The following is a 22,473-nucleotide window of genomic DNA, read 5'->3' on the forward strand; positions in this document are numbered from 1 at the left end:
CCTTAACAGAATAAAAATTAGGGAGATTACATTTATTATGAACGCTGTACTCATCGCAGTAGCAGTCATGCTACTGCTTAGTTTGTTACGTGTCCAAGTCATTGTCGCCATTATCGTTGGAGCTTTAACAGGCGGACTTATCGGCGGACTCGGTATTTCAGAAACAATTAGTACTTTTACAGCCGGTCTTGGGAACAGTGCTCCTATCGCATTAAGCTACGCAATGCTCGGTGGATTTGCTATTTCCCTTTCAAAAACAGGACTTCCTGATGCAATGATCCAATCAGCTTTAAAATGGATCGGCAACGAACAAGACACGAAAAAACAAGTCTATTCTAAAATACTTATATTATTTATCATTTTAACAATGGCTTGTTTCTCACAAAATATTATCCCTGTTCATATCGCCTTCATCCCAATCTTAATTCCAGCACTTTTGAAAGTATTAAATGAGCTGAGGGTGGATCGTAGGCTTGTAACATGTCTTATTACATTTGGATTAATTACCCCTTACATGTGGGTCCCAGCAGGATTCGGAAAAATTTATCATGACGTATTACAAACAAATGCTGCGCAAAGCGGTCTTACATTTGATGTCGCACTTATTCCAAAAGCGATGACTATTCCAGCAATCGGTATGATTATCGGATTATGTGTAGCAGTTTTCATTACATACCGAAAACCACGTACATATGAAACAGAACAAATTCATGCTGCACAGAATGAAATCGTTCCCTATACGAAAAGAAGCATTACTTTTGGTTTATTATCAATACTCGCTACATTAACTGTGCAATTAGCAACAGAATCAATGATTTTTGGTGCTTTAGCAGGTATTATCGTCTTATCAGTTAGCGGTAGTCTCCCTCTTAAAGAAGCCGATGCTATTTTAACGAGCGGAATGCGTATGATGTCCTTTATCGGATTTGTTATGATTTCTGCCGCTGGATTTGGCGCTGTTCTTCGAAAAACTGGACATGTTGAATCTCTTGTGCAAACGAGTGCACATATAATCGGAAATAATAAACCGCTTGCTGCATTTCTTATGCTCGTTATTGGACTTCTCGTTACGATGGGAATTGGTTCTTCCTTTTCAACCATCCCAATCTTAACAACAATTTTCGTACCGTTATGCGTCCAGCTCGGATTTAGTCCCATGGCTACAATCGCAATTATCGGTACAGCTGGTGCACTTGGTGATGCAGGTTCTCCAGCATCTGATAGTACACTTGGACCAACGTCCGGTTTAAATGCTGATGGTCAGCACCATCATATATGGGATACATGTGTCCCAACATTTCTACACTATAATATACCGTTACTTATATTCGGCTTTATTGCCGCAATTACACTATAAAAGGTGCGTTTTAAAAACGCACCTTTTACTTTGTTGTTTCTCTCTCAATACATCTAAATTCTGTTTCCACTTCTTCTTGTTCCACTTGTTTCTTCTTTATTTTTCCTATTAACTGCTGAAAAGCTATTTCCCCATTTTCTTCTATATAACTTCCAATCGTCGTTAATGATGGACTTATCCATTCACCCTCTACACTCCCGTTAAATCCAATGATTTGCAACTTACCTGGTATATGAATATTAAGAGTTTTCGCCGCCCTGATTAGCTCAATAGCGACCTTATCACTTGAAGCTACAACCCCATCTATGTATGGATGCTTTTGTAACAATTCAAGAAACTGTTGATTCGTATACCCTTGGACAATTTCCTCTCGATAAGAAAGTCCTTCTTTCCAAGCAGTATCTAGAAATCCTGCCACATGCTCTTCCATTTCTTCACTCTCGACTCCCTCACCGATATAAGCAAGAAACTGGCAGCCTTTCTCTTTTAATAAAGAAACAGCTTTCTGTCCACTTTCATAATAGCTCATAAGAGATTGTCGTCCTTCAAGCACAGCGAAAGGAAGTGAGATCTCTCCTATACTTCGAAAAACAGATTTCGTCATTATAACGCCTGCAATGTTATTTTGCTCCAACATATCTATGTATCTATTCTTATTTTCTATATTACAAACTATTACTTGATACCCTTCTTTATATGCTATTTCCTCAACGAAACGGAGCAAAGTGATGTATGATGGATTATGCAAATTATCTACAAGTAATGCAATCATCGTTGAAGGCTGTTTAAATAAAGGCTTTGCTGTAGCATTCGGTCTATAATGTAATTCTTCAATTGCTTTTTTTACTTGTTTCACCGTATCTTCATGGACATATCCTTTTTCGTTAATGACTCTTGAAACGGTTGCGACTGAAACACCGGCCAATTTTGCAACATCACGTATAGTTGCCACATCTTCACCCCTTAATATGGTAATAGATTACAATTTTAAACTAAACCAAAATATAACATTCGTCAAGGTTATTGTTTTATATTTCTGAAAATTGTTACACAACTTCCACTCTACTCATAAAGTGAAACTTTAATCAGTGGGAGTTTTACTGCCCTCAAATGCGGGATAAAATATACTCCAGCTGAATTTCATGTGAAATCGCGATATTATCATAACCAATAAACGGGATTTCTTTCTTTATTTTTCGTGCTTCCTTTACCGCATCAATATACAAGTTCGTCATCATGAAGTTACGTTTCTGATAAAAACGAAGTGCGTTCATATTATCATTCGTCGTGATGAGCCACACTTTTTTACATTCGTTCTCTTTTGCCACTTGCAACACACAATCCACCAGTTTTGTACCAATCCCCTTTCCTTCCTCAAAACTATTTAACGATACAATTTCACACATATTTTCTATCACTTTACACGTTATGATTCCCACTATTCTGTTATTTCTAAGTGCAACAAAACCGGGTAATTCTTCTAATTGATGTACTCTGCCTCGCGAGACCATCATTGAGCTTCCCCAGTTTTCACACATAAAATCCTGAATTGCTTCTTTCATTTCTGGTGTGATTTTTTGTATATGAACCATATACGATTTCTCCCCTTTTCACATCATTGTGATACAATGTTAGTGTATCATATGTAGAGGTATTTGGAGGATGAGGTAAAGTATGAAACGTTTTTTTACAGCATTGTTTACTATACTAGGTGCACTAACTGCGATTGGGATTTTCTTTACAAATAAAGTTATGTACTTGAAGAAGAAAACAGAGGAAGAAGTTTTAGAACGCGAAACGAAAAAGCATTTTCATTTAGACGATTTTAAGGCTATTCAAAAAGAAGAGGTTCACATCCCTTCTCAATTCGGATACGAACTTCACGGATATTACATGCCAGCTGGTCATTCCAATAAATTTATGATTTTTTGCCACGGTGTGACCGTAAATAAAATCAATTCCGTTAAATATGCAAACTTATTTTTAAATAGAGGATATAACGTATTTATTTATGATCATCGCCGTCATGGTAAAACCGGTGGTAAAACAACAAGTTATGGCTATTATGAAAAACATGATTTAAAGTCAGTAGTTGACTGGCTAAAAGATCGTTTCGGAACGAATATTACACTCGGAATTCATGGTGAATCTATGGGTGCTGCAACTCTTCTTCAATATGCAGGACTTGTTGAAGATGGTGCTGATTTTTATATTGCTGATTGTCCTTTCTCTGATTTTTATGGACAGTTACAGCATCGTTTGAAAGTTGAGTTTCATTTGCCAAAATGGCCTTTATTACCTTTAGCAAATGCCTTTTTAAAAGTTCGTGATGGCTATACAATTCGTGAAGTTTCACCAATTGATTGTATAAAAAACATTAACAATCCTGTTCTCTTTATTCATAGTAAAGACGATGACTATATTTTATCTGATATGACGAAATCACTTTATGAAGCGAAAGAAAATAATAAACAGCTTTATATTGCAGAACATGGTGCACACGCTTGCTCTTATAATGAAAATAAAGAAGAGTACGAAGATGCCCTCGATCAATTTTTAAACACATATGTAAAAGAAACAAAAAACAGGCTTGCATAAGCCTGTTTTTTTACTGCGCTAAAACGTCTGTAACTTGTTCCATATTTTCAGAAATCCACTTTACTGCCTCGTCTAGCGTTGGGAATTCCGTCGTTTGAAAAGTCACCTCATCTTGAAGTAACCAAACATCTTTCGGTTCTTGTCCTACACCTGCGATTGACCAATGAAGTAAACTATATGGATGATTATCATTCAAAAATGATGCCCATGTGCGCTCATTTGCAATATTTTGTAGTGTTTGTAATTTTTTATCCATCTTTCGTCACCTTACTCTAGTCAGTTATAGAAACTATTATAACACTCTCTTCTCTCTCAAACAAAGTGCTCTTTTTATATTGTCAAGTACTCTCCCTAATTATATGATGAGAGTAAGCGTTTGGAAAGGAGGGATAACGTTGGCAAAAGTACAAATTAAAGTAAATGATAATGGCTCTTTTCGCGTTACAGGGGACGTGGAATTAGTTGACTCACAAGGGAATGTATTCCCAGCAAAACCGGCATTTTCTTTATGTCGTTGTGGTTTATCAAAAAACATGCCTTATTGCGATGCTTCGCATAAAGGAAAATTCGAGTCTGTTGTTAGAGCACCAGAGGCAGAATAAATATTTAAAGAGCATGCACATTTATTTGTGCATGTTTTTTCTTTTGATCAAAGCCTATACAGCCCTTCCCCTTTCAACATTTCTATTACTTTCGTCCCCATTCAAATCGGCATATATTTTCACACAATTCTTCACATTCGAACATTTTTTACTATGCTTTTTTCTTTTTTGTGCTATAATGTGAGCAAACAACATCCTTCGGGGTCGGGTGAAATTCCCAACCGGCGGTGATGAAGCGAAAGCTTCTAAGTCCGTGACCCGTTTTCAACGCGAAAACGGTGGATCTAGTGAAACTCTAGGGCCGACAGTATAGTCTGGATGGGAGAAGGATATGTTTTCTAGTAATTATATATAGCGAATACACTTTTATTTCAGTATGCATATTTTTAAAGGTTCATTTTGACTCTTTATATATGTTTTATTTTGTATACTTATGTTTCTATACTGAAATAAAAAGATACGACTAGCGTTTGAAAAACTCGATATTTTGCTAGGTTTTTTTCTTATACCAAAATATCAGTCATCGTTAGGTTTCTTTCCTATACTTTCGTATTCGAACTATATTTCTAGAAATCACGTCTCCCAAACCCCAAGGATTCTATATCCTTGGGGTTTTTTGATTTTTTCAGGAGAGGTGACGAGAATGACAGATCAAGAATATATGAGGATTGCCTTGCAGTTAGCACAAGGAACATCGGGACAAACAAGCCCAAATCCTATGGTTGGTGCTGTTGTTGTAAAAGATGGCAACATTGTCGGAATGGGTGCCCACATGCATGCCGGTGAAGAACATGCTGAAGTTCATGCTCTTCACATGGCTGGAGAAAGAGCAAAAGGCGCTACCGTTTATGTAACACTTGAACCGTGTAGCCATTTTGGAAAAACACCGCCTTGCTGTGAATTACTCATTGAAAAGGGAGTCCAGCGTGTTGTAATCGCCACCCTTGATTGCAATCCACTCGTTTCTGGTAATGGAAAAAGGAGATTAGAAGAAGCTGGAATCAAGGTGACTACTGGTGTTCTTGAAGCGGAAGCAACTTTATTAAATCGATACTTTTTTCACTATATGAAAACGAAACAGCCATTTGTAACAATAAAAACAGCAATGAGCTTAGATGGAAAAACAGCGACTGTAACGGGGGAAAGTAAGTGGATTACAGGTGAAGAAGCGCGAGCTGATGTTCACCAATATCGTCATATGCATGACGCTATCCTTGTCGGTGTGAATACAGTTATAACTGATAATCCACACTTAACAACACGAATTCCAAACGGAGGTAAACATCCTATACGCGTTATTTTAGATACCCACTTACGAACGCCGCCATCTTCTCATGTCATAACAGATAGCTTAGCTCCGACATGGATTATTGTCGGTAAGGATGTAAATAAAGAGAAAATAGCGTTTTATGAATGTAACAATATAGCTGTATTCCAAATGAAAACGAAGCAAATTGAAATACAAGATGTCCTATCCCTACTCGGGGAGAAACAAATTCTTTCTCTGTTCGTTGAAGGTGGTCAAACAGTACATGCAAACTTCTTAAAAACAAATAGTTTTAATGAAATTGTGACCTATATAAGCCCAAAGTTAATTGGCGGAAAAGATGCACCCACTTTATTTGGCGGAGCTGGTTTTTCGAAGTTACAAGATGCACTTTCCTTAACAATTCAAGAGATGAAACAAATTGGTAATGATATAAAAATTGTTGCAACCTTAAAAAGCGAGGTGACGGAATGTTTACAGGAATTGTAGAAGAGTTAGGAACGATATCAAGCATGACTCAAAGTGGTGAAGCAATGAAGCTAACTATTAGCGCAAATCAAATTTTATCGGATGTTAAGCTAGGTGATAGTATCGCGGTTAACGGCATCTGCTTAACAGTAACTACTTTTACGACTACTTCATTCACTGTTGATGCAATGCCTGAAACAATGAATGCAACATCACTTCGTATGCTAAAGCCAAGTGCCAAAGTGAATTTAGAACGGGCAATGGCTGCGAACGGACGATTCGGTGGACATTTCGTCACCGGACATATCGATGGCATCGGTACGATTTTAACTAAAAAACAACATTACAATGCCATCTATTACAAAATAGCAATTTCTGATGAATTACTACGCTATTGTTTGCATAAAGGATCCGTTGCTATTGATGGCACTAGTTTAACAATATTTGATATAGACGAATCTTCAATTACAATTTCACTCATCCCCCACACAGTAAGCGAGTCTATAATCGGAGAAAAAAAAGCCGGGGACATCGTAAACATTGAGTGTGACATGATTGGAAAATATATTGAACGCTTTATTTCAAAGCCCGCAAAAGGAACTGATTCAATGACCGAAAGCTTTTTACAAGAAAACGGATTTCTATAAGGGGGAAGTACAATGTTTCATCGTATTGAAGAAGCTCTAGAAGATTTAAAACAAGGAAAAGTCGTTATCGTATGTGATGATGAAAACCGAGAAAATGAAGGCGATTTTATTGCTTTAGCAGAGTACATTACACCAGAAACGATTAATTTTATGATTACACACGGTCGTGGTCTCGTTTGCGTACCGATTACGGAGCAATACGCAGAGCGTCTACAGTTAGAACCAATGGTTTCTCATAATACGGATTCACATCATACTGCTTTTACAGTAAGCATCGATCACGTTTCTACAACAACAGGCATTAGTGCTCATGAGCGTGCTACAACAATACAGGAATTATTAAATCCCGCATCTAAAGGAACTGATTTTAACCGCCCTGGACATATCTTTCCATTAATTGCGAAAGAAGGTGGCGTCCTTCGCCGCGCAGGTCATACAGAAGCTGCTGTTGATTTAGCAAAACTTTGCGGAACTGCGCCAGCTGGCGTCATTTGCGAGATTATAAATGAAGATGGGACGATGGCACGTGTACCTGATTTAATACAGTGTGCAAAACAATTTGATATAAAAATGATTACAATTGAAGATTTAATTGCTTATCGCCGCCATCACGAAACACTTGTGACGAGAGAAGTGGAAATTACATTACCTACAGATTTCGGTACTTTTCATGCAATTGGCTATTCTAACTCATTAGATATGAAAGAACATATCGCGCTCGTAAAAGGTGATATTTCAACAGGCGAACCTGTACTTGTACGCGTTCATTCAGAATGCTTAACAGGAGATGTATTTGGTTCATTCCGCTGTGATTGTGGACCACAGCTACATGCTGCACTTGCTCAAATTGAGCGTGAAGGAAAAGGCGTTCTTCTCTATATGAGACAAGAAGGACGAGGCATTGGCCTTCTGAATAAGCTTCGCGCTTATAAGTTACAAGAAGAAGGGTTAGATACTGTAGAAGCAAATGAAAAACTTGGGTTCCCAGCTGATCTTCGTGATTACGGTATTGGCGCTCAAATTTTAAAAGATTTAGGCTTACAAAGTTTACGATTATTAACGAATAATCCACGAAAAATTGCTGGCTTACAAGGTTACGATTTAAAAGTAACCGAGCGTGTACCGTTGCAAATGCCAACAAAAGAAGAAAATAAAACGTATTTACAAACGAAAGTAAGCAAATTAGGACATTTACTAAACTTATAATTAAGGGAGAGATACATTATGGTATTCGAAGGTCATTTAGTTGGTACAGGATTAAAAGTTGGGGTTGTTGTTGGACGTTTTAATGAGTTTATTACAAGTAAGTTACTTGGCGGAGCTTTAGATGGATTAAAGCGTCACGGTGTAGAAGAGAATGCTATTGATGTTGCATGGGTTCCTGGTGCATTTGAAATTCCTTTAATCGCTAAAAAGATGGCAAATAGCGGAAAATATGATGCTGTTATTACATTAGGTACAGTAATTCGCGGTGCTACAACGCATTACGATTACGTTTGTAATGAAGTAGCAAAAGGTGTTGCATCTTTATCACTACAAACGGACATTCCAGTTATTTTCGGTGTATTAACGACAGAAACAATTGAACAAGCGATTGAACGTGCAGGTACAAAAGCTGGCAATAAAGGCTATGAATCAGCAGTTGCTGCGATCGAAATGGCTCATTTATCAAAACAATGGGCTTAAAAAAAGAGGCTGCGGCCTCTTTTTTTTATTTTCTCACCTTTTTTCGTACATCTTCTATTAATTCATCCATCGTTTTTCCTTCTGTTTTTATACGAAGAGTTTGTGCTGTTCTCCACACATTTTCTCTCTTTTTCGCTTCTTCTATAATAGAAATTTCCTTCCTCACTTCTTTTAAATCCTTTCCTTCTGTTTCAAGTCCAAAATGTTCAGCTTTCGTTCGAAAATGCTGTTCAATTCTTTGCTGCATTTCTTTTTGTTCAGGATTTTCAGCCGCCTTAACTGGATCAGCACTTATCGCTTTTATTAAAATCAGACAAGTCATAATGGCTAATATGTATTTGTACATGTAAAATCCTCCAACCCGATATAAATTACATTTTTACTATGTACAATTAGAGCTTGGAAAATTCGTCCACAAAATTATTTTTCTCGTCCAAAAGTGACTACTATCAAGCGTTAATGGACTTTTTTTTTTTTTACAAAAAAAAAAGCAAACCCTTTAAAGAGTTTGCTTTTCATCTATCTTATAGCGCACATTCTTCAATCTCAAATCCTAAATCTTCAATCATACCCCAGTCCGCAGTCGGCTCTTGTCCAGCTGTTGTTAAATAGTCCCCGACAAAGATAGAGTTTGCTGCAAATAAACCAAGTGGCTGTACAGAACGTAAATTAAGTTCTCGACCGCCTGAAATACGAATTTCTTTTGTTGGATTTACAAAACGCATCATCGCCAGCACTTTTAAACATTCTACAGGTGTTAATTCTTTTTGTCCTTCAAGCGGAGTACCCTTTACAGCAACAAGAAAATTACACGGAATAGAATCCGCATCTAAACGTTGTAATTCAAATGCAATTTCAGCGCGCTGTTCAATCGTTTCTCCCATTCCGAAAATTGCTCCAGAGCATGGAGAAATACCGGCTTGCTTCGCTTTTTGGACTGTATCAACACGATCGTCATACGTATGCGTTGAACAAATGCTATCATAATTGTTAGCATGCGTATTTAAATTGTGGTTATAACGATGCACACCAGCTTCTGCTAACTGACCTGCTTGATCTTCATTTAAAAATCCTAAACAACAGCAAATTTTTAAATCTGTCGTTTCACGAATTTCCTTAACTGCTCCAATAACGTGATTTACTTCTTTATCCGTCGGACGACGACCAGATGCAACAATACAATATGTACCTGCTTTACGACGAATTGCTTCGTGCGCTCCTTCAACAATTTTCTCTTGTGTTAACCATGCATACTTATCAATCGGTGCTTCTGAAATAATAGACTGTGAACAGTACCCGCAATCTTCAGGACATAATCCAGATTTCGTATTTATAATCATGTTCAACTTTACTTTCTTACCAAAATGATGATGGCGAATGATGTAAGCTGCATTCATAATTTCTAAAACCTCTGCATCATCAACTTCTAATATTGCAATTGCATCTTCTTTCGTAATCATTTTCTCTTCTACTACGTCGTATGCAAGTTTTTTCCAATCCCTTTTTGTTTGTACTTGTTTCATTTCATCTCTTCCCCTCTTTTGTTATATACGTAAATAAAGCATGATATGTTGCTACTATCCCTTCTTTTTCCGTGAAGTCTCTTTCGTATATACGAAGCATCGTACGAAAGAGTGAAGGGCTTTGACAATAAGACTCTTCATTACTATTGGTCGCTCCTACTTTTCGAATAGAATGTAGGAATTCCCTAACTTCTGCAAATCTTTCTATGTAACATGTTTCAGAAACATGCACATCCCCTGTTTCTATCTTGCATATATGAAGCAACTGATCTTTCGAATAAAAACGTTGACCAATCAAAGTTTCATTTTGAATGTTTTTTTCCTCTTTCGCTCGCTGAAACGAAGCATGGAGCTCTTGAAAAGTTTCTTGTCCAAAGGTGGAAAAGAGTACTATCCCATCTGTAGACAAATGATGAAATAAATTTCTTATCACTTGTTTTACATTGTTAAGCCATTGAAATGTGGCATTCGAAATAATAACATCATATGATTCTTCTAATCGTAATCGTTCAATATCCTCACAATGAAACGTCACATTTTCGGTATTTTGTCTAGTTTTTGCAATCGTAATCATACTTTCAGCAAAATCAACGGCTGTAATTTGTGCTTTTGGAAATAACTTTGATAATTGCTCTGTGACATAACCTGTCCCGCATCCAAGTTCTAAAATACGTATTGATGATGTTTCACTATATCGCCGCTTCAATATAGAAAGTAACGAATGTGCCATCTTTTTTTGTACATTTGCATATTGATCGTAAGATACGGCTGCCCCATTAAACCGTTTTTGTAGTAACGTTTTGTTGATCATGTCGTATCCCCTCTACAAATTGGATTATCTCATTCGCGCAATATTCGAAATTCGTTACACATAATGCATGACCAGCCCCGCTTACTACTTTTAGCGTAGCATTCGTATTCTCCGTCATATTATGAGCTGCGGATAATGGACATATCACATCCTGTTCTCCATGAAGAAGTAACAACGGGACTTTGATATCTGTTAATTCGTTTCTCATATCTGTTTCTATTAAATAATCTAAGCCTAATTGTAAAGACTGAATCGAGTCCCCTTTAAAATTCAGCGCAATCTCTTTAAAACTCGTATTCTCCTTCAGCTCATTTTTTGTAAACATATTTTCATAGAAACGATTCAAAGTATCTTCTTTCTTTCTCGTTAAATTCTTTTTCATACGTTCTACATGCAAAGAATTCCATCCGCTTGTATAGTCGCTCGTATTTGTAAATTTAGCAGTACCACCAATTAGTACAATACCTTTCGCCTTAATCTTTTTATAAGCTTGAATTGCCGCTAATGCTCCTAATGACCATCCAACTAAAATTACATTTTCATCACGTGCTACCTCTATTATTCGTCCCGCAAATTCACTTTGTTCTTTCACATTACGCCAATCTAAACATTGAACAGGATAGTCTTTAAAATACGGAAGTACAAAAGTCCAAACATCTTCTTCCATTCCCCACCCAGGAATAAAAATAACCTTTAGCTCTTTCATACTAAAAACCCCTCTTCTTTACCGATGCGTATAATATGCTGAATGGCCCATTTTAAATCCGCCATTGTATGTTGTGACGTAACAGCAAAGCGAATTCGGGAACTACCAATCGGAACAGTTGGCGGACGAATTGCAATGGCTGCGATACCTATCTCTTGTAATCTTTCACTAAACCGTAAAGCATTTTCATTTGAACCGACTACAATTGGTACAATATGAGTTGAGCTATTCCCAATGTCAAAACCAGCTTCTTGTAAATGCGTCCTGAAATATGCACCATTCGCTATAAGGTTCTCTCTTCTTTCGTTATCTTCTTTTACAATCTCAATTGCTTTTTGCACTGCTCCTAATGCTCCTGGTGGTAAAGCTGTAGTAAAAACAAAGCTTCTCATCATATTTTGTAAGTACTCTATATAAATTGCATCACCTGTTAAATACGCACCATAACACCCTAAAGCCTTGCTAAACGTCCCCATATGTATATCGATTTTTTGAGCAAGATCTTTTTCTATATGAGATAATCCAGCTCCACCGATTCCATATATTCCACTCGCATGTGCTTCATCAACTATAATGATTGCCCCGTATTTCTCTTTCAGCTTCACTAAATCTCTCAAATATGCAGTATCACCATCCATACTAAAAACAGTATCAGTTACGATTAATTTCCTCTTTTCAGGTGACGCTACTTTCAACATCTTCTCTAAATGATCCAAATCATTATGACGATACCTTTTATGTTCTGCACCGCTTAATATAATTCCATCAACAATACTTGCGTGATTTAATTTATCACTAAAAACAATATCGTGACGACCAGCTAAAGAAGATAGTACACCTACATTTGCTGTATACCCACTATTTACGATTAACGCTCTTTCAGTACCTTTCCAGTTGCATATACTTCTCTCAACCTCTTCATACAGTGGATAATTTCCTACAACGAGACGAGATGCTGTCGCTCCAGTTCCATATTTTCTTGTGCAAGCAATAGCAGCTTCTTTCAACCTTTCATCTCCAGCTAACCCTAAATAATTATTTGACGCTAAATTTAGCATCCTTTTCTCATTTCGAATAAGCCATGTCTCTTCCGCTTTCTCTGTCACATGCAAATTACGATACTGTCCTTGCTCTCTTAATTGTTCTATTTTAGATTGAAGATGCGCGCGCCACTTTTGATTCATTTTGGATGGACTCCTCTAATTTTGAAATCATAATATGTTCTTTTGCCGATTCCAATAATTCTTCCCTAGTAAAATCACCTTCAAGGAATGGTAATAAACCTAAAACCGGTACCCCGCTCAACTCCTCAATCATTTCTTTGTTTTCTTGTACTCTTTCTTTTTCACATTCTTTACAACCAGACAAAATGACACCTGCTACTGTTAAGCCATGTGCCCTTGCATAAGAAATCGTTAAGACAGTATGATTCACTGTTCCTAGTGTAGGACGCGCTACTACAATAAGAGGAAGCTGTAATTCTTTTGCAAAATCGATTACTAAAGCATCTTCTGTATATGGGACTGCAAGCCCACCAGCCCCTTCTACAAATAGGCTATTAAACTCTTTTAGTAGTTCATTATAGTGATCAGTAATTTCTTTTAACGTTACTGTCCTTCCAGCTCTTTTCATAGCAAGTCTCGGAGCAAGTGGTTCTTCAATAGAATACGGACAAATTTCTTCTTCTCTTGTCGATACACCCGATAAGGCTTTTAACCTTGCTGCATCTCCCTCTGCGTTTGATGCAGCATGTCCACTTTGCAACGGTTTATATACCCCTACGTTATATCCCAATTCTCTAAATACACCTGCTAACGCACCTGCAACCACAGTTTTTCCAACTTCAGTATCAGTTGCCGTTATGAAAAAACCACTCATTATTCTTCCTCCGTAACATCCGAGATTGCTTTATATAAAATGCGTAACATCTCATCAATTTCAGCAATTGTAGATGCAAGAGGAGGCATAAATACAATGGTGTTACCAAGCGGACGTAAAATCATGCCTAACTCTCTTGAGCGTTTACATACTTGAACACCGACTCTTTCTGTCCATTCATACGATTCTTTCATTTCTTTATTTTTCACAAGTTCAATACCAATCATTAATCCGCACTGACGAATATCACCTACGTGCTTATATTCATTAAGCGCTTCTAATTGCCCCGCTACATATTCTGTTTTATGCGCAACAGATTCTATTAAATTAGTTTTTTCATATAGTTCTAGATTCGCAATTGCTACCGCACACCCTAACGGATTACCTGTGTAACTATGCCCATGGAAAAATGTTTTTTGTTCCTCATACTCTCCTAAGAAGGCATTATATATTTCGTCTGTCGTTACCGTAACAGCAATTGGTAAATATCCACCTGTTAAACCTTTCCCAGCTGTTAAAATGTCCGGCGTCACATTTTCATGTTCACACGCAAACATTTTCCCCGTACGCCCAAACCCAGTCGCTACCTCATCTGTAATAAATAATACATTGTATTTTGTACATAAATCGCGAAGCCCTTTTAAGTATCCTTTTGGCATTGTAATCATCCCACCAGCACCTTGCATTAATGGCTCCACAATGATAGCTGCTACTTCTTCATGTTTTTCTTGCAGCAATTCTTCCATTTCTTCTAAATGTTTCTTTACAATTTGTTCCTTATTATCTCCATAAGGAGAACGATATGTATATGGATACGGCATTTTAATTGCCTCAAATAATAGTGAACTATACACTTGGTGAAACAAGTCTATTGCTCCTACTGAAACAGCACCTATTGTATCACCGTGATATGCTTCTTTTAATGTAACAAATCTTTGTTTTCTCGGTTTTCCTTTATGCTGCCAATATTGAAAAGCCATCTTAATTGCAATTTCAACAGCGGTAGAACCAGAGTCTGAATAAAATACTTTCTTCAAGCCTTCTGGTACAACATCAATTATTTTTTCTGCTAATAAAATAGATGGAACGTTAGCAAGTCCTAACATAGTAGAATGAGCAATTTTATTTAATTGCTCACGAATTGCCTCATCTAGCTCCGGTACTTGATGCCCATGAACATTTAACCAAATAGACGAAACACCGTCCCAATATTCATTTCCATTTACATCGTATAGCTTTCTTCCCTCTCCACGTTCAATAATGACAGGATCTTCTTCTAAATAATCTTTCATTTGTGTAAATGGGTGCCATACGTAATCTTTATTCTTCTTCGATAATTCTTCATATGTATAAGACGATTTTTCACTCGTGTTACTATTAACAGCCACAATTGTCACCCCTAATGTTAACTTGTTTATAAATATAGTTAACATTAAAAACAAATGACTGTCAATTATTTTTAAATCAAATAGTTCTTAAAAAAGAACAACTTATCATACGATAAGTTGTTCTACTTTCCATGTTGTATCTTTCCAATTTCTAAAATAATCTCTTCCTCTTTTTTTCCTTCTGTATCAATTCCAAGTTGCTTAGCATGCTCAATTAATAAATCATGGCGCTGCTCAAACCTAGCGGTATCTACTTCTTTCGTAATCTCTTCTTTTGTTTTCCCTTCAGTAGAAACTCCTAGTTTTGCAGCTGATTTTTCCATCGATTTCTTCTCTTCAGTTTCTTTCACTTTCTTCACTTCTGACTGCTGTATTTGCTTTTGTTTCGACTGCTCTGATTCAGCTGCAAAAGCTGTGTAAATTCCAGCACTTCCGCCAACGACTAGTAAGGTGGTAAAAAGAATTATTTTTTTCTTCACTCTTTCCTCCCCTTTCAAATTCATTATAACGCACATTTTTACAGTATAAAAAACATTTCTCCTTTATTCCCCTAAAAAAATATCGAATATTTTTATTGACATGTATGATGAATATATGATAAAAATTTAACTAACATCATATGAATCGGCGTTGATAGGATTTAGTAGTATTTCGTTTTCTGATTTCAGAGAGCTGGTGGTCGGTGCGAACCAGTACAGAGCGATTTATGAATTACCCCCTGGAGCTTCTTTTACGAAACGTGAGGAGTAGTGAAAGACGGTTTAGACCGTTATGTCTAAAGAGTGGTGAAACGACACTGTTTCACAATTTAGGGTGGTACCGCGAATTTTTCGTCCCTGCATATATTGCAGGGGCGTTTTTATTTTATTAGCGCATATCATATGGCCCTTTATTTTGTGATACATTCCTTTCACAAGCTAGGGTGGTACCGCGATTTCTTCGTCCCTGCATAATTATATGCAGGGGCGTTTTTTTATTCCAATCTTTATTGAGCGATTATCCTAAAAATTTGAGATAGGAGAGATACAAAGCTTGATAAATCCCGATTTTTTAAACTTTATGATGAAAAACAATTACCGGTAATTTGTCACAAAATTCCAAATCTCAAAAGGGAATATACAGTATTGGCGAATTTTATATAAAAAAGAGCTATTTTAGATTAATTAGGAGGGGAAAACAATGATTTCAAAAATTGAATCTATTCTTTTAACATTTTTTATCTTTTTCTGTATTGGCTTTAGTGTTATTCAATTAGAAGTTTCACCACATATCCCAATTTTATTCGGCATCGTTATTTTATTAGCGTTTGGATTTATGAAAAAAATCTCTTGGTCTACTATGGAAAAAGGGATGATAAGTAGTATTTCAGCTGGTATTCCATCTATTTTTATTTTCTTACTTGTAGGAGTATTAATTAGTGTTTGGATCGCAGCTGGAACAATTCCAACTTTAATGGTATACGGATTCCAACTTGTATCTCCAAAAATTTTCGTTCCTACTGTTTTTGTTGTTTGTGCAATTGTTGGAACAAGTATCGGTAGTGCATTTACAACTGCAGCAACAGTAGGGCTTGCCTTTATGGGAATGGGTAGTGCTCTCGGATACGATCCAGCTCTTATTGCTGGTGCAATTATTTCTGGTGCATTCTTTGGGGATAAAATGTCTCCTTTATCTGATACAACAAACTTAGCTCCAGCTGTAACTGGTGTAGATTTATTTGAACATATTCGCAACATGCTTTGGACAACAGTCCCTGCTTTCATTATTGCTTTTATCGCATTTTTCATTTTAGGAAGCGGCACTAGAGGAGACGTTGATTTCACAAACTTTATTAGTACGTTAGAAAAAAATGCAACGATTTCTATCGTTACACTTATTCCGATTTTATTACTGTTCCTATTCGCATTTAAGAAAGTACCCGCAGTTCCAACATTACTTGCAGGAATCGTAGTAGGGATCATCATTCTCTTTATTTTTAACCCTAGTACTTCTTTAGCTGATTTAATGAAAATTATGCAAGATGGTTACGTTTCTAAAACTGGTATAAAAGATATTGATAGCTTATTATCTCGCGGTGGTTTACAAAGTATGATGATGTCAATTGCTCTTATTTTCCTCGCTCTTTGTATGGGGGGGTTACTACAAGGAATGGGCATTATCACGCAGCTGATGAATATCATCTCTAGCTTCGTAAAAAATAGTACACGCTTAATCGTCTCTACCGCTTTCACTGCAATTGGTGTAAACTTCTTACTTGGCGAACAATACTTATCAATCGTTTTAACAGGACAAGCATTCGCTAACAAATACGATGAAGTCGGTTTAGAACGTCGTAATTTATCACGAGTATTAGAAGATGCTGGTACAGTAATTAATCCGCTCGTACCATGGGGTGTAAGCGGCGTATTCTTAACAAACGTCCTTAGCGTTCCAACATTCGATTATGTTCCATACGCAATCTTCTGTTTAGCTTGCCCAGTCTTAACAATTATTGTTGGTTTCACTGGATTTGGTCTTTCATGGAAGAAAGAAAAAGCAGTACCAGTTTCATAATATAGAATAAAAAAAGGATTACCGTAATCGGTAATCCTTTTTTTCATACAACACTTTACTATCTATTTATTTGCTTTCTTTCTTCTAAATAACATAAGTAATCCCGCTCCAACAAACGCCAGACCAGCTCCAATTGTAGAAGCAATACTCGCACCTGTTTTCGGTAAATCACGTTCCTCTTTATCTGCTTCTTTATTTTCACTTACAGTTTCTTTTGAATTTTGATTATCCGTTGTAGTTTGTCCAGATCCTGCGTTGTTTCCATCTTGTTTTGGTTCATTTCCATTATTACCTTCATCTGTTAGCGGTGCCGTTGGATTCTCCCCATTATTACCATCACCTGTTGGTGGTGTCGTTGGATTCTCTCCATTATTGCCATCACCTGTTGGCGGTGTCGTTGGATTCTCTCCATTATTGCCATCACCTGTTGGCGGTGTCGTTGGATTCTCTCCACCCGTTTCCTTATCACCGTCGTTCTTCTTCGTTATATCAATTGCATATTTAGCGAATTCATTTTCAGATGGTCCAACATATGATATTTTTCCATCTTTCTTTATATATTTTTGTGCATTTGGTGAAGAATCAAATGTTGTATTTAATTTATCTGCAATAATCGGTTTAAACGCCCAATTTTGATCTGCTGCTGGATTAATAACTGGTGTTTCTTGCATGTACTTCACAATAATCTGACGTGTTTCATCTTGCGATTGGTATACAACTTCGCCTTTACTTACACCAGGGAACGTTTGGCTACTTCCGCGATAGTTATTTGTAGCTACAATGAACTCTTGATTGTCAGCTACAGGCTTACCTTCATACGTCATATTTACAATACGATTCGTATTTTCATTTACAACTTTGCCATCTTTATCGTATTTCGCTGGTTGCGTTACGTCAATTTCGTATTTTAAGCCATCTAAAACATCAAAATTATATGTAGGATAACCTATATTTACTAGTGGCTGTTCTTCTGTTTTCTTTGAATCAATTTGATTAAATTGACCAGCAGACATTTCAAGCCATTCTTTCACTTGTGCCCCGCTTACTTTTACAGCATATAATGTATTTGGATATACATATAAATCCGCTACGTTTTTAATTGCTAACGTCCCTGCTGGAATATCCGTATAATATGTAGCACCGTTTCGGCCACCTGCTTTAAATGGTGCTCCTGCGGATAATACCGGAATTCCTTTATATTTACTATATTGTCCGTTTTCAGCGAATAACTTTTCTACATACCATTTTTGTGCATTCGTCACAAGTTGTACGGAAGGATCATCTTGTACTAATGAAAAATAACTATTAATTGGTGCTGTCGTTTTACCTACAGCTGTATTTACATAGTTAATTGTTGCTTCATGATCATCTTTAATTTCATTAACTAGTTTTTGATCGGATTCTACTAATGGATTCCCTTTATTATCAGCAATTGGACGAACTTGTGGCTTAGATTGCTCTTTTTGTACTTGCCATTTTCCGTCTACCTTTTTCAATTGCATATCAATAATCCCTAAATTACTTCCAAAAACACCTGGCATTACAACCGGAACACCATTAAATGTATCTGTTACTACAGTATGTGAGTGTCCCATTAATACTGCATCAACACCAGGAATTTCTGTTAAATAATACGATGCATTTTCCATTCCAACGTTGTATCCACTCTTATCAACACCTGAATGAGCTAACGCAACGATAACGTCTGCACCTTCTTCTTTCATTTTCGGTACCATGTTCTTCGCTGTTTGAACAATATCTTTCGCTTTTACTTTTCCTTCTAAATTTGCTTTATCCCAGTTCATAACTTGGGGTGGAACAAATCCCATTACACCAATTTTCACTTTTTGTTTTTGGCCAGATTCATCCTCTACTTCTTTTTCAAAGATATGATATGGTTCAAAGTAATGCTTGTCATTCTCATCATTACCATCATGATCATCTTTATAAACATTCGAGTTAATAACCGGGAATTCTGTTTTACTAATCACTTTGTTTAAATAATCTAAACCGTAGTTAAATTCGTGATTCCCAAGAGAGATGACGTCATACTTCATTAAATTCATTAAACGATATAATGGATGTGTATAACTAGGATCCACAGGCTTCTTCGGATCATTTATTTTATTCGCTACATAATCTCCAAGTGGCGTCCCTTGTAATGCATCCCCATCATCAAATAGGACAGAGTTCTTTGCCTCTTCACGCGCTTTATTAACAAGTGTTGCAGTTTGCACGAGACCTACTTTATTATCTGTTTTCGTTTGATAATAATCGTAATTCATTAAGTTAACGTGAATATCTGATGTTTCTAGAATTCGTAAGTTAACTGTACTCTCCCCAGTTTTCTCATCCGCATGAGCTGTTGTTGGCAACACTTGTGGCGCTATTACACCTATAGCAAGTGTTGCTCCAGCTAGCATTTTTTTTGACTTTTTCACAAAAAATCCCCCTTATACAATTACCAGAAATAATGAAATGAATCCCTATCTGCCTCTAACCACATACCTTTTTTCTTCTATTAGAGACACGATTTTCATTTCATCCTGCGCTAACGAGTAGTCCCCTTAAACGCCCGATTGATGAAAACTAACAATTAACGGGAAATAAAGCCCCCACTAAGCAGAATTTCACCTTATCTGACATTATCATATATAAAGTTCTTTCATATCGTCAATATTTTTTGACAAACTTCAACAAATTTTCTGTAAAGTTATTATAAACTTTTCATAAACATATAATATGCCCTTACATTGCTAATACTGCTGAATATGATACAATTACCAATTACAAGGAGGATGAATTTATGAAAAAAGTCATCTTAACAATTGTTTGTCTCCTCCTTCTAATCATTTCTTATTCTAATTTTGAAAAGAACGATGAGACAAAACAAAACGAACCTGAAGAAAAAACAGAGAAAACATCTGCTCCAAGTTGGATTGATAAGCAAACAAACGACTCCTTTTATCACCTCGTATTAGGTGATTCACTCGCTAAAGGATATGGATCAACACAAGGTGGATTTGCCGAATTAGCTTCTAGACAATTAGAAGGACAAATTCATAAACCAATTACGGTAGAAAACCTCGGTGTAAATGGTCTCACTACAGATCGTCTCGTTAAGAAAGTCCAGTCAGAAGAAGTTCAACAAAAAATTAGGGAAGCAAATATCATTACTATTAGTATTGGAGGAAATAATTTATTCCACTTAAATCGTGATGTAGGTGTTATAGATGGTATTAAAATGTTAAATAAAGAAAAAGCCCGTTTTGAAACGGATGTAAAAAATATTGTAAAGACCGTTCGAGATCAAAATCCGAATGCTTTACTCATTCTCTCTGAACTCTATAACCCTTTACAACTAGATGACTCCATCGCAAGTTATGCAGATATGTTTTTAGACGGTTGGAATGATTCTATTTATTCTATTTCAAAAGCACATCAACCGTCGATTGTTTTACCAATTCGCAAATTAATATCGAATGATAAAAAAGAGTTACTATTTGACCAAGTACACCCAAATGATAACGGTTATGCAATTATTGCCAATACATTTACAAAGCAAGTGTTATCCTACAAATATTAAGGCTACCATGAAACAATTCTATTTTTATACCTTGTCTTTTTTGTTACAATGATAGTGGAAGGGGGCCGTTATATGGAATCACGCGAGTGGGAACGTATTGTTGATCATCTTCTTTCGCTAGTGCCTCTTTTTTATCGCAAATTTATGCTTCCTGGAGAGTTTTCTTCTCAAAGACATATGCCGCCATCACATACGCAAGTGTTACTGCTTTTGCATGAAAATGGTACATTAGCAGTTTCAGAAATTGGCAAGCGGCTAGCGATTTCACGGCCTAACATGACCCCTCTATTAAACAAACTTATTCAAGAAGAACTAATAGAGCGTCATTATAGCGAAAAAGATCGACGGGTCATTTTAATTTCCCTAACAACTGAAGGGAAATTGCTAGTAAATCAGTATCAGCAATTCATTTTAGACAAACTAAAAGAAAATTTTCAAACATTATCTGAGGAAGAGCGTGAAAAGCTCATTCATTCTCTTAAAACCATTCAAAATTTAATTTTGAAAACAAACGCATAAAGCTGCTTCTAAATAGAAGCAGCTTTATGATTCGTAATAATTACCATAGTATACATTTGAATATGGCCATGTCATTAAATACGGCTTTTGTTCTTGGACAGGTTGCTGCTGAGGCTGTTGCATTTGCTGTATTTGTTGCTGTGGATACACTCCGAATTGCTGCCTCATATCATTTACAGCATAATAATTTGTATACGGATATACTTGAGGTACGTAGTAATAATACATTCATTCTCTCCCCCTTTTTCTTAAACATATTCAAAGGAGAAAATGAATGTGACATTCTTTATATTTGTACAAGTGGTTCTCTCACTTGTTTCTTTCTTTTCTTCAAACGTAACTTACGATTCTTTTCATATAAATAATGCACTACGAAATATGAAATTACCCCAAACACAATTCCTATTATCGTCATACCAATTAATACATATACTTCACTCTGTAATAAGCTCTTTAACATCGTAAAAATATGGCTCGAAAATAAATCTGATATCGTAAATGGTTCATGATGTATTTTCTGTACATCAAATGGATAAATCATTTTCCCTAATGCATAAGCAAACGGAAATAAAAATACTGGGAGAAACGATATTTTCCCAATAATATTACCAATGACTGCGGCTGGAAAAGATCCCTTTGCTAACCTGACAATTGGATAAAATATTAAATATACGAGCGATGCCGTATAAATCACCAACATTTCTAAACCAAATCCAATAGCAAAACCTAACGACACTTTCTTTGCTCCTTCTGGCGATCGAAGCAACTTAAAATATTGAAACTTTAATATTCTCCACATTCGCTGAAAAAACGAATATGTTTTCTTAGTTGTTTTCAAATTCATCATCTCTTTAACTATATTTTTTTATCTAGTATGTCCTTAC

General features: G+C 36.4%; 24 protein-coding genes, 1 riboswitch and 1 other annotated feature. Of the genes, 10 read left to right on the top strand and 14 right to left on the bottom strand.

Going from position 1 to position 22,473, the window contains the following annotated elements:
* Positions 1-37: 37 nt before the first annotated feature.
* A complete protein-coding gene (locus NSQ47_RS14055; RefSeq protein WP_002111651.1) occupies positions 38-1,357 on the top strand; it encodes a Na+/H+ antiporter family protein in 1,320 nt (439 codons plus the stop codon).
* 25 nt (positions 1,358-1,382) lie between these two features.
* On the opposite strand, the gene NSQ47_RS14060 is transcribed toward NSQ47_RS14055, so the two are convergent.
* A complete protein-coding gene (locus tag NSQ47_RS14060; protein ID WP_002111655.1) occupies positions 1,383-2,309 on the bottom strand; it encodes a LacI family DNA-binding transcriptional regulator in 927 nt (308 codons plus the stop codon).
* Between the two features lie 154 nt (positions 2,310-2,463).
* Positions 2,464-2,949, bottom strand: coding sequence for a GNAT family N-acetyltransferase (locus NSQ47_RS14065; RefSeq protein WP_341037180.1), 486 nt, complete (start codon positions 2,947-2,949; stop codon positions 2,464-2,466).
* Between the two features lie 82 nt (positions 2,950-3,031).
* Between NSQ47_RS14065 and NSQ47_RS14070 the strand changes: the two genes are divergently transcribed.
* Complete coding sequence (locus NSQ47_RS14070; RefSeq protein ID WP_341037182.1) at positions 3,032-3,955, top strand: alpha/beta hydrolase; 924 nt, start codon at positions 3,032-3,034, stop codon at positions 3,953-3,955.
* A 10-nt stretch (positions 3,956-3,965) separates the two neighbouring features.
* Here NSQ47_RS14070 and NSQ47_RS14075 read toward each other — a convergent pair whose 3' ends face one another.
* A complete protein-coding gene (locus NSQ47_RS14075; RefSeq protein WP_002111659.1) occupies positions 3,966-4,211 on the bottom strand; it encodes a DUF2552 family protein in 246 nt (81 codons plus the stop codon).
* Positions 4,212-4,350: 139 nt separating this feature from the next.
* On the opposite strand from NSQ47_RS14075, the gene NSQ47_RS14080 reads away from it, so the two are divergent.
* The 5 genes from NSQ47_RS14080 to ribH all read left to right on the top strand — a co-directional run bounded on the left by NSQ47_RS14080 (position 4,351) and on the right by ribH (position 8,625).
* On the top strand, positions 4,351-4,557 hold the full coding sequence (locus tag NSQ47_RS14080; protein ID WP_001151582.1) for a CDGSH iron-sulfur domain-containing protein: 207 nt from the start codon (positions 4,351-4,353) through the stop codon (positions 4,555-4,557).
* Positions 4,558-4,747: 190 nt separating this feature from the next.
* Positions 4,748-4,891: riboswitch (FMN riboswitch) on the top strand.
* Between the two features lie 309 nt (positions 4,892-5,200).
* The gene (gene ribD / locus NSQ47_RS14085; RefSeq protein ID WP_341037183.1) at positions 5,201-6,313 is read left to right on the top strand and encodes a bifunctional diaminohydroxyphosphoribosylaminopyrimidine deaminase/5-amino-6-(5-phosphoribosylamino)uracil reductase RibD; all 1,113 of its coding nucleotides are present in this window, start codon (positions 5,201-5,203) and stop codon (positions 6,311-6,313) included.
* A complete protein-coding gene (gene ribE, locus NSQ47_RS14090) occupies positions 6,295-6,939 on the top strand; it encodes a riboflavin synthase (RefSeq protein ID WP_016096153.1) in 645 nt (214 codons plus the stop codon). Before ribD ends, ribE begins: the two co-directional genes overlap by 19 nt.
* Positions 6,940-6,951: 12 nt before the next feature.
* Entirely contained in the window at positions 6,952-8,145 is a 1,194-nt protein-coding gene (gene ribBA / locus NSQ47_RS14095; RefSeq protein WP_341037184.1) for a bifunctional 3,4-dihydroxy-2-butanone 4-phosphate synthase/GTP cyclohydrolase II, read from the top strand.
* 18 nt (positions 8,146-8,163) lie between these two features.
* A complete protein-coding gene (gene ribH / locus NSQ47_RS14100; protein WP_002160590.1) occupies positions 8,164-8,625 on the top strand; it encodes a 6,7-dimethyl-8-ribityllumazine synthase in 462 nt (153 codons plus the stop codon).
* A 25-nt stretch (positions 8,626-8,650) separates the two neighbouring features.
* Here ribH and NSQ47_RS14105 read toward each other — a convergent pair whose 3' ends face one another.
* The 8 genes from NSQ47_RS14105 to NSQ47_RS14140 all read right to left on the bottom strand — a co-directional run bounded on the left by NSQ47_RS14105 (position 8,651) and on the right by NSQ47_RS14140 (position 15,410).
* On the bottom strand, positions 8,651-8,971 hold the full coding sequence (locus NSQ47_RS14105) for a hypothetical protein (RefSeq protein WP_002111666.1): 321 nt from the start codon (positions 8,969-8,971) through the stop codon (positions 8,651-8,653).
* Between the two features lie 178 nt (positions 8,972-9,149).
* Positions 9,150-10,148, bottom strand: coding sequence for a biotin synthase (gene bioB / locus NSQ47_RS14110; protein WP_341037185.1), 999 nt, complete (start codon positions 10,146-10,148; stop codon positions 9,150-9,152).
* Between the two features lies 1 nt (position 10,149).
* Positions 10,150-10,959, bottom strand: coding sequence for a malonyl-ACP O-methyltransferase BioC (bioC, locus tag NSQ47_RS14115; RefSeq protein ID WP_078172857.1), 810 nt, complete (start codon positions 10,957-10,959; stop codon positions 10,150-10,152).
* Complete coding sequence (locus tag NSQ47_RS14120) at positions 10,925-11,665, bottom strand: alpha/beta fold hydrolase (RefSeq protein WP_078180676.1); 741 nt, start codon at positions 11,663-11,665, stop codon at positions 10,925-10,927. The genes bioC and NSQ47_RS14120 overlap by 35 nt, the downstream gene beginning before the upstream one ends.
* Positions 11,662-12,849: an 8-amino-7-oxononanoate synthase gene (bioF, locus tag NSQ47_RS14125; RefSeq protein ID WP_002160585.1), complete on the bottom strand. Its 1,188-nt coding sequence runs from the start codon at positions 12,847-12,849 to the stop codon at positions 11,662-11,664. The genes NSQ47_RS14120 and bioF overlap by 4 nt, the downstream gene beginning before the upstream one ends.
* Complete coding sequence (gene bioD, locus NSQ47_RS14130) at positions 12,815-13,543, bottom strand: dethiobiotin synthase (RefSeq protein ID WP_002111673.1); 729 nt, start codon at positions 13,541-13,543, stop codon at positions 12,815-12,817. The genes bioF and bioD overlap by 35 nt, the downstream gene beginning before the upstream one ends.
* Positions 13,543-14,976 (bottom strand): adenosylmethionine--8-amino-7-oxononanoate transaminase, encoded by a 1,434-nt coding sequence (gene bioA, locus NSQ47_RS14135; protein WP_078180674.1) that lies wholly within the window; start codon positions 14,974-14,976, stop codon positions 13,543-13,545. The genes bioD and bioA overlap by 1 nt, the downstream gene beginning before the upstream one ends.
* Before the next feature lie 77 nt (positions 14,977-15,053).
* Positions 15,054-15,410 carry a hypothetical protein gene (locus NSQ47_RS14140; protein WP_002111675.1) on the bottom strand — a complete coding sequence of 119 codons (357 nt, stop codon included), beginning with the start codon at positions 15,408-15,410 and terminating at the stop codon, positions 15,054-15,056.
* Positions 15,411-15,552: 142 nt separating this feature from the next.
* Positions 15,553-15,772: a binding site (T-box leader), on the top strand.
* Between the two features lie 338 nt (positions 15,773-16,110).
* On the opposite strand from NSQ47_RS14140, the gene nhaC reads away from it, so the two are divergent.
* Positions 16,111-17,484, top strand: a complete 1,374-nt coding sequence (nhaC, locus tag NSQ47_RS14145) for a Na+/H+ antiporter NhaC (RefSeq protein ID WP_002160581.1) — start codon at positions 16,111-16,113, stop codon at positions 17,482-17,484.
* Between the two features lie 62 nt (positions 17,485-17,546).
* Here nhaC and cpdB read toward each other — a convergent pair whose 3' ends face one another.
* Positions 17,547-19,925: a bifunctional 2',3'-cyclic-nucleotide 2'-phosphodiesterase/3'-nucleotidase gene (gene cpdB, locus NSQ47_RS14150; protein WP_341037186.1), complete on the bottom strand. Its 2,379-nt coding sequence runs from the start codon at positions 19,923-19,925 to the stop codon at positions 17,547-17,549.
* A 365-nt stretch (positions 19,926-20,290) separates the two neighbouring features.
* On the opposite strand from cpdB, the gene NSQ47_RS14155 reads away from it, so the two are divergent.
* Both NSQ47_RS14155 and NSQ47_RS14160 read left to right on the top strand, forming a co-directional pair.
* The gene (locus NSQ47_RS14155) at positions 20,291-21,070 is read left to right on the top strand and encodes a GDSL-type esterase/lipase family protein (RefSeq protein ID WP_078180672.1); all 780 of its coding nucleotides are present in this window, start codon (positions 20,291-20,293) and stop codon (positions 21,068-21,070) included.
* 72 nt (positions 21,071-21,142) lie between these two features.
* A complete protein-coding gene (locus tag NSQ47_RS14160; protein ID WP_002111682.1) occupies positions 21,143-21,589 on the top strand; it encodes a MarR family winged helix-turn-helix transcriptional regulator in 447 nt (148 codons plus the stop codon).
* Positions 21,590-21,613: 24 nt separating this feature from the next.
* On the opposite strand, the gene NSQ47_RS14165 is transcribed toward NSQ47_RS14160, so the two are convergent.
* Both NSQ47_RS14165 and NSQ47_RS14170 read right to left on the bottom strand, forming a co-directional pair.
* Positions 21,614-21,817, bottom strand: coding sequence for a hypothetical protein (locus NSQ47_RS14165; RefSeq protein WP_002067000.1), 204 nt, complete (start codon positions 21,815-21,817; stop codon positions 21,614-21,616).
* Positions 21,818-21,875: 58 nt separating this feature from the next.
* The gene (locus tag NSQ47_RS14170) at positions 21,876-22,427 is read right to left on the bottom strand and encodes a DUF2062 domain-containing protein (protein WP_142344322.1); all 552 of its coding nucleotides are present in this window, start codon (positions 22,425-22,427) and stop codon (positions 21,876-21,878) included.
* Positions 22,428-22,473 lie beyond the last annotated feature (46 nt).

This window comes from Bacillus sp. FSL R10-2780, assembly GCF_038006125.1.
Taxonomy (GTDB): domain Bacteria; phylum Bacillota; class Bacilli; order Bacillales; family Bacillaceae_G; genus Bacillus_A; species Bacillus_A cereus_U.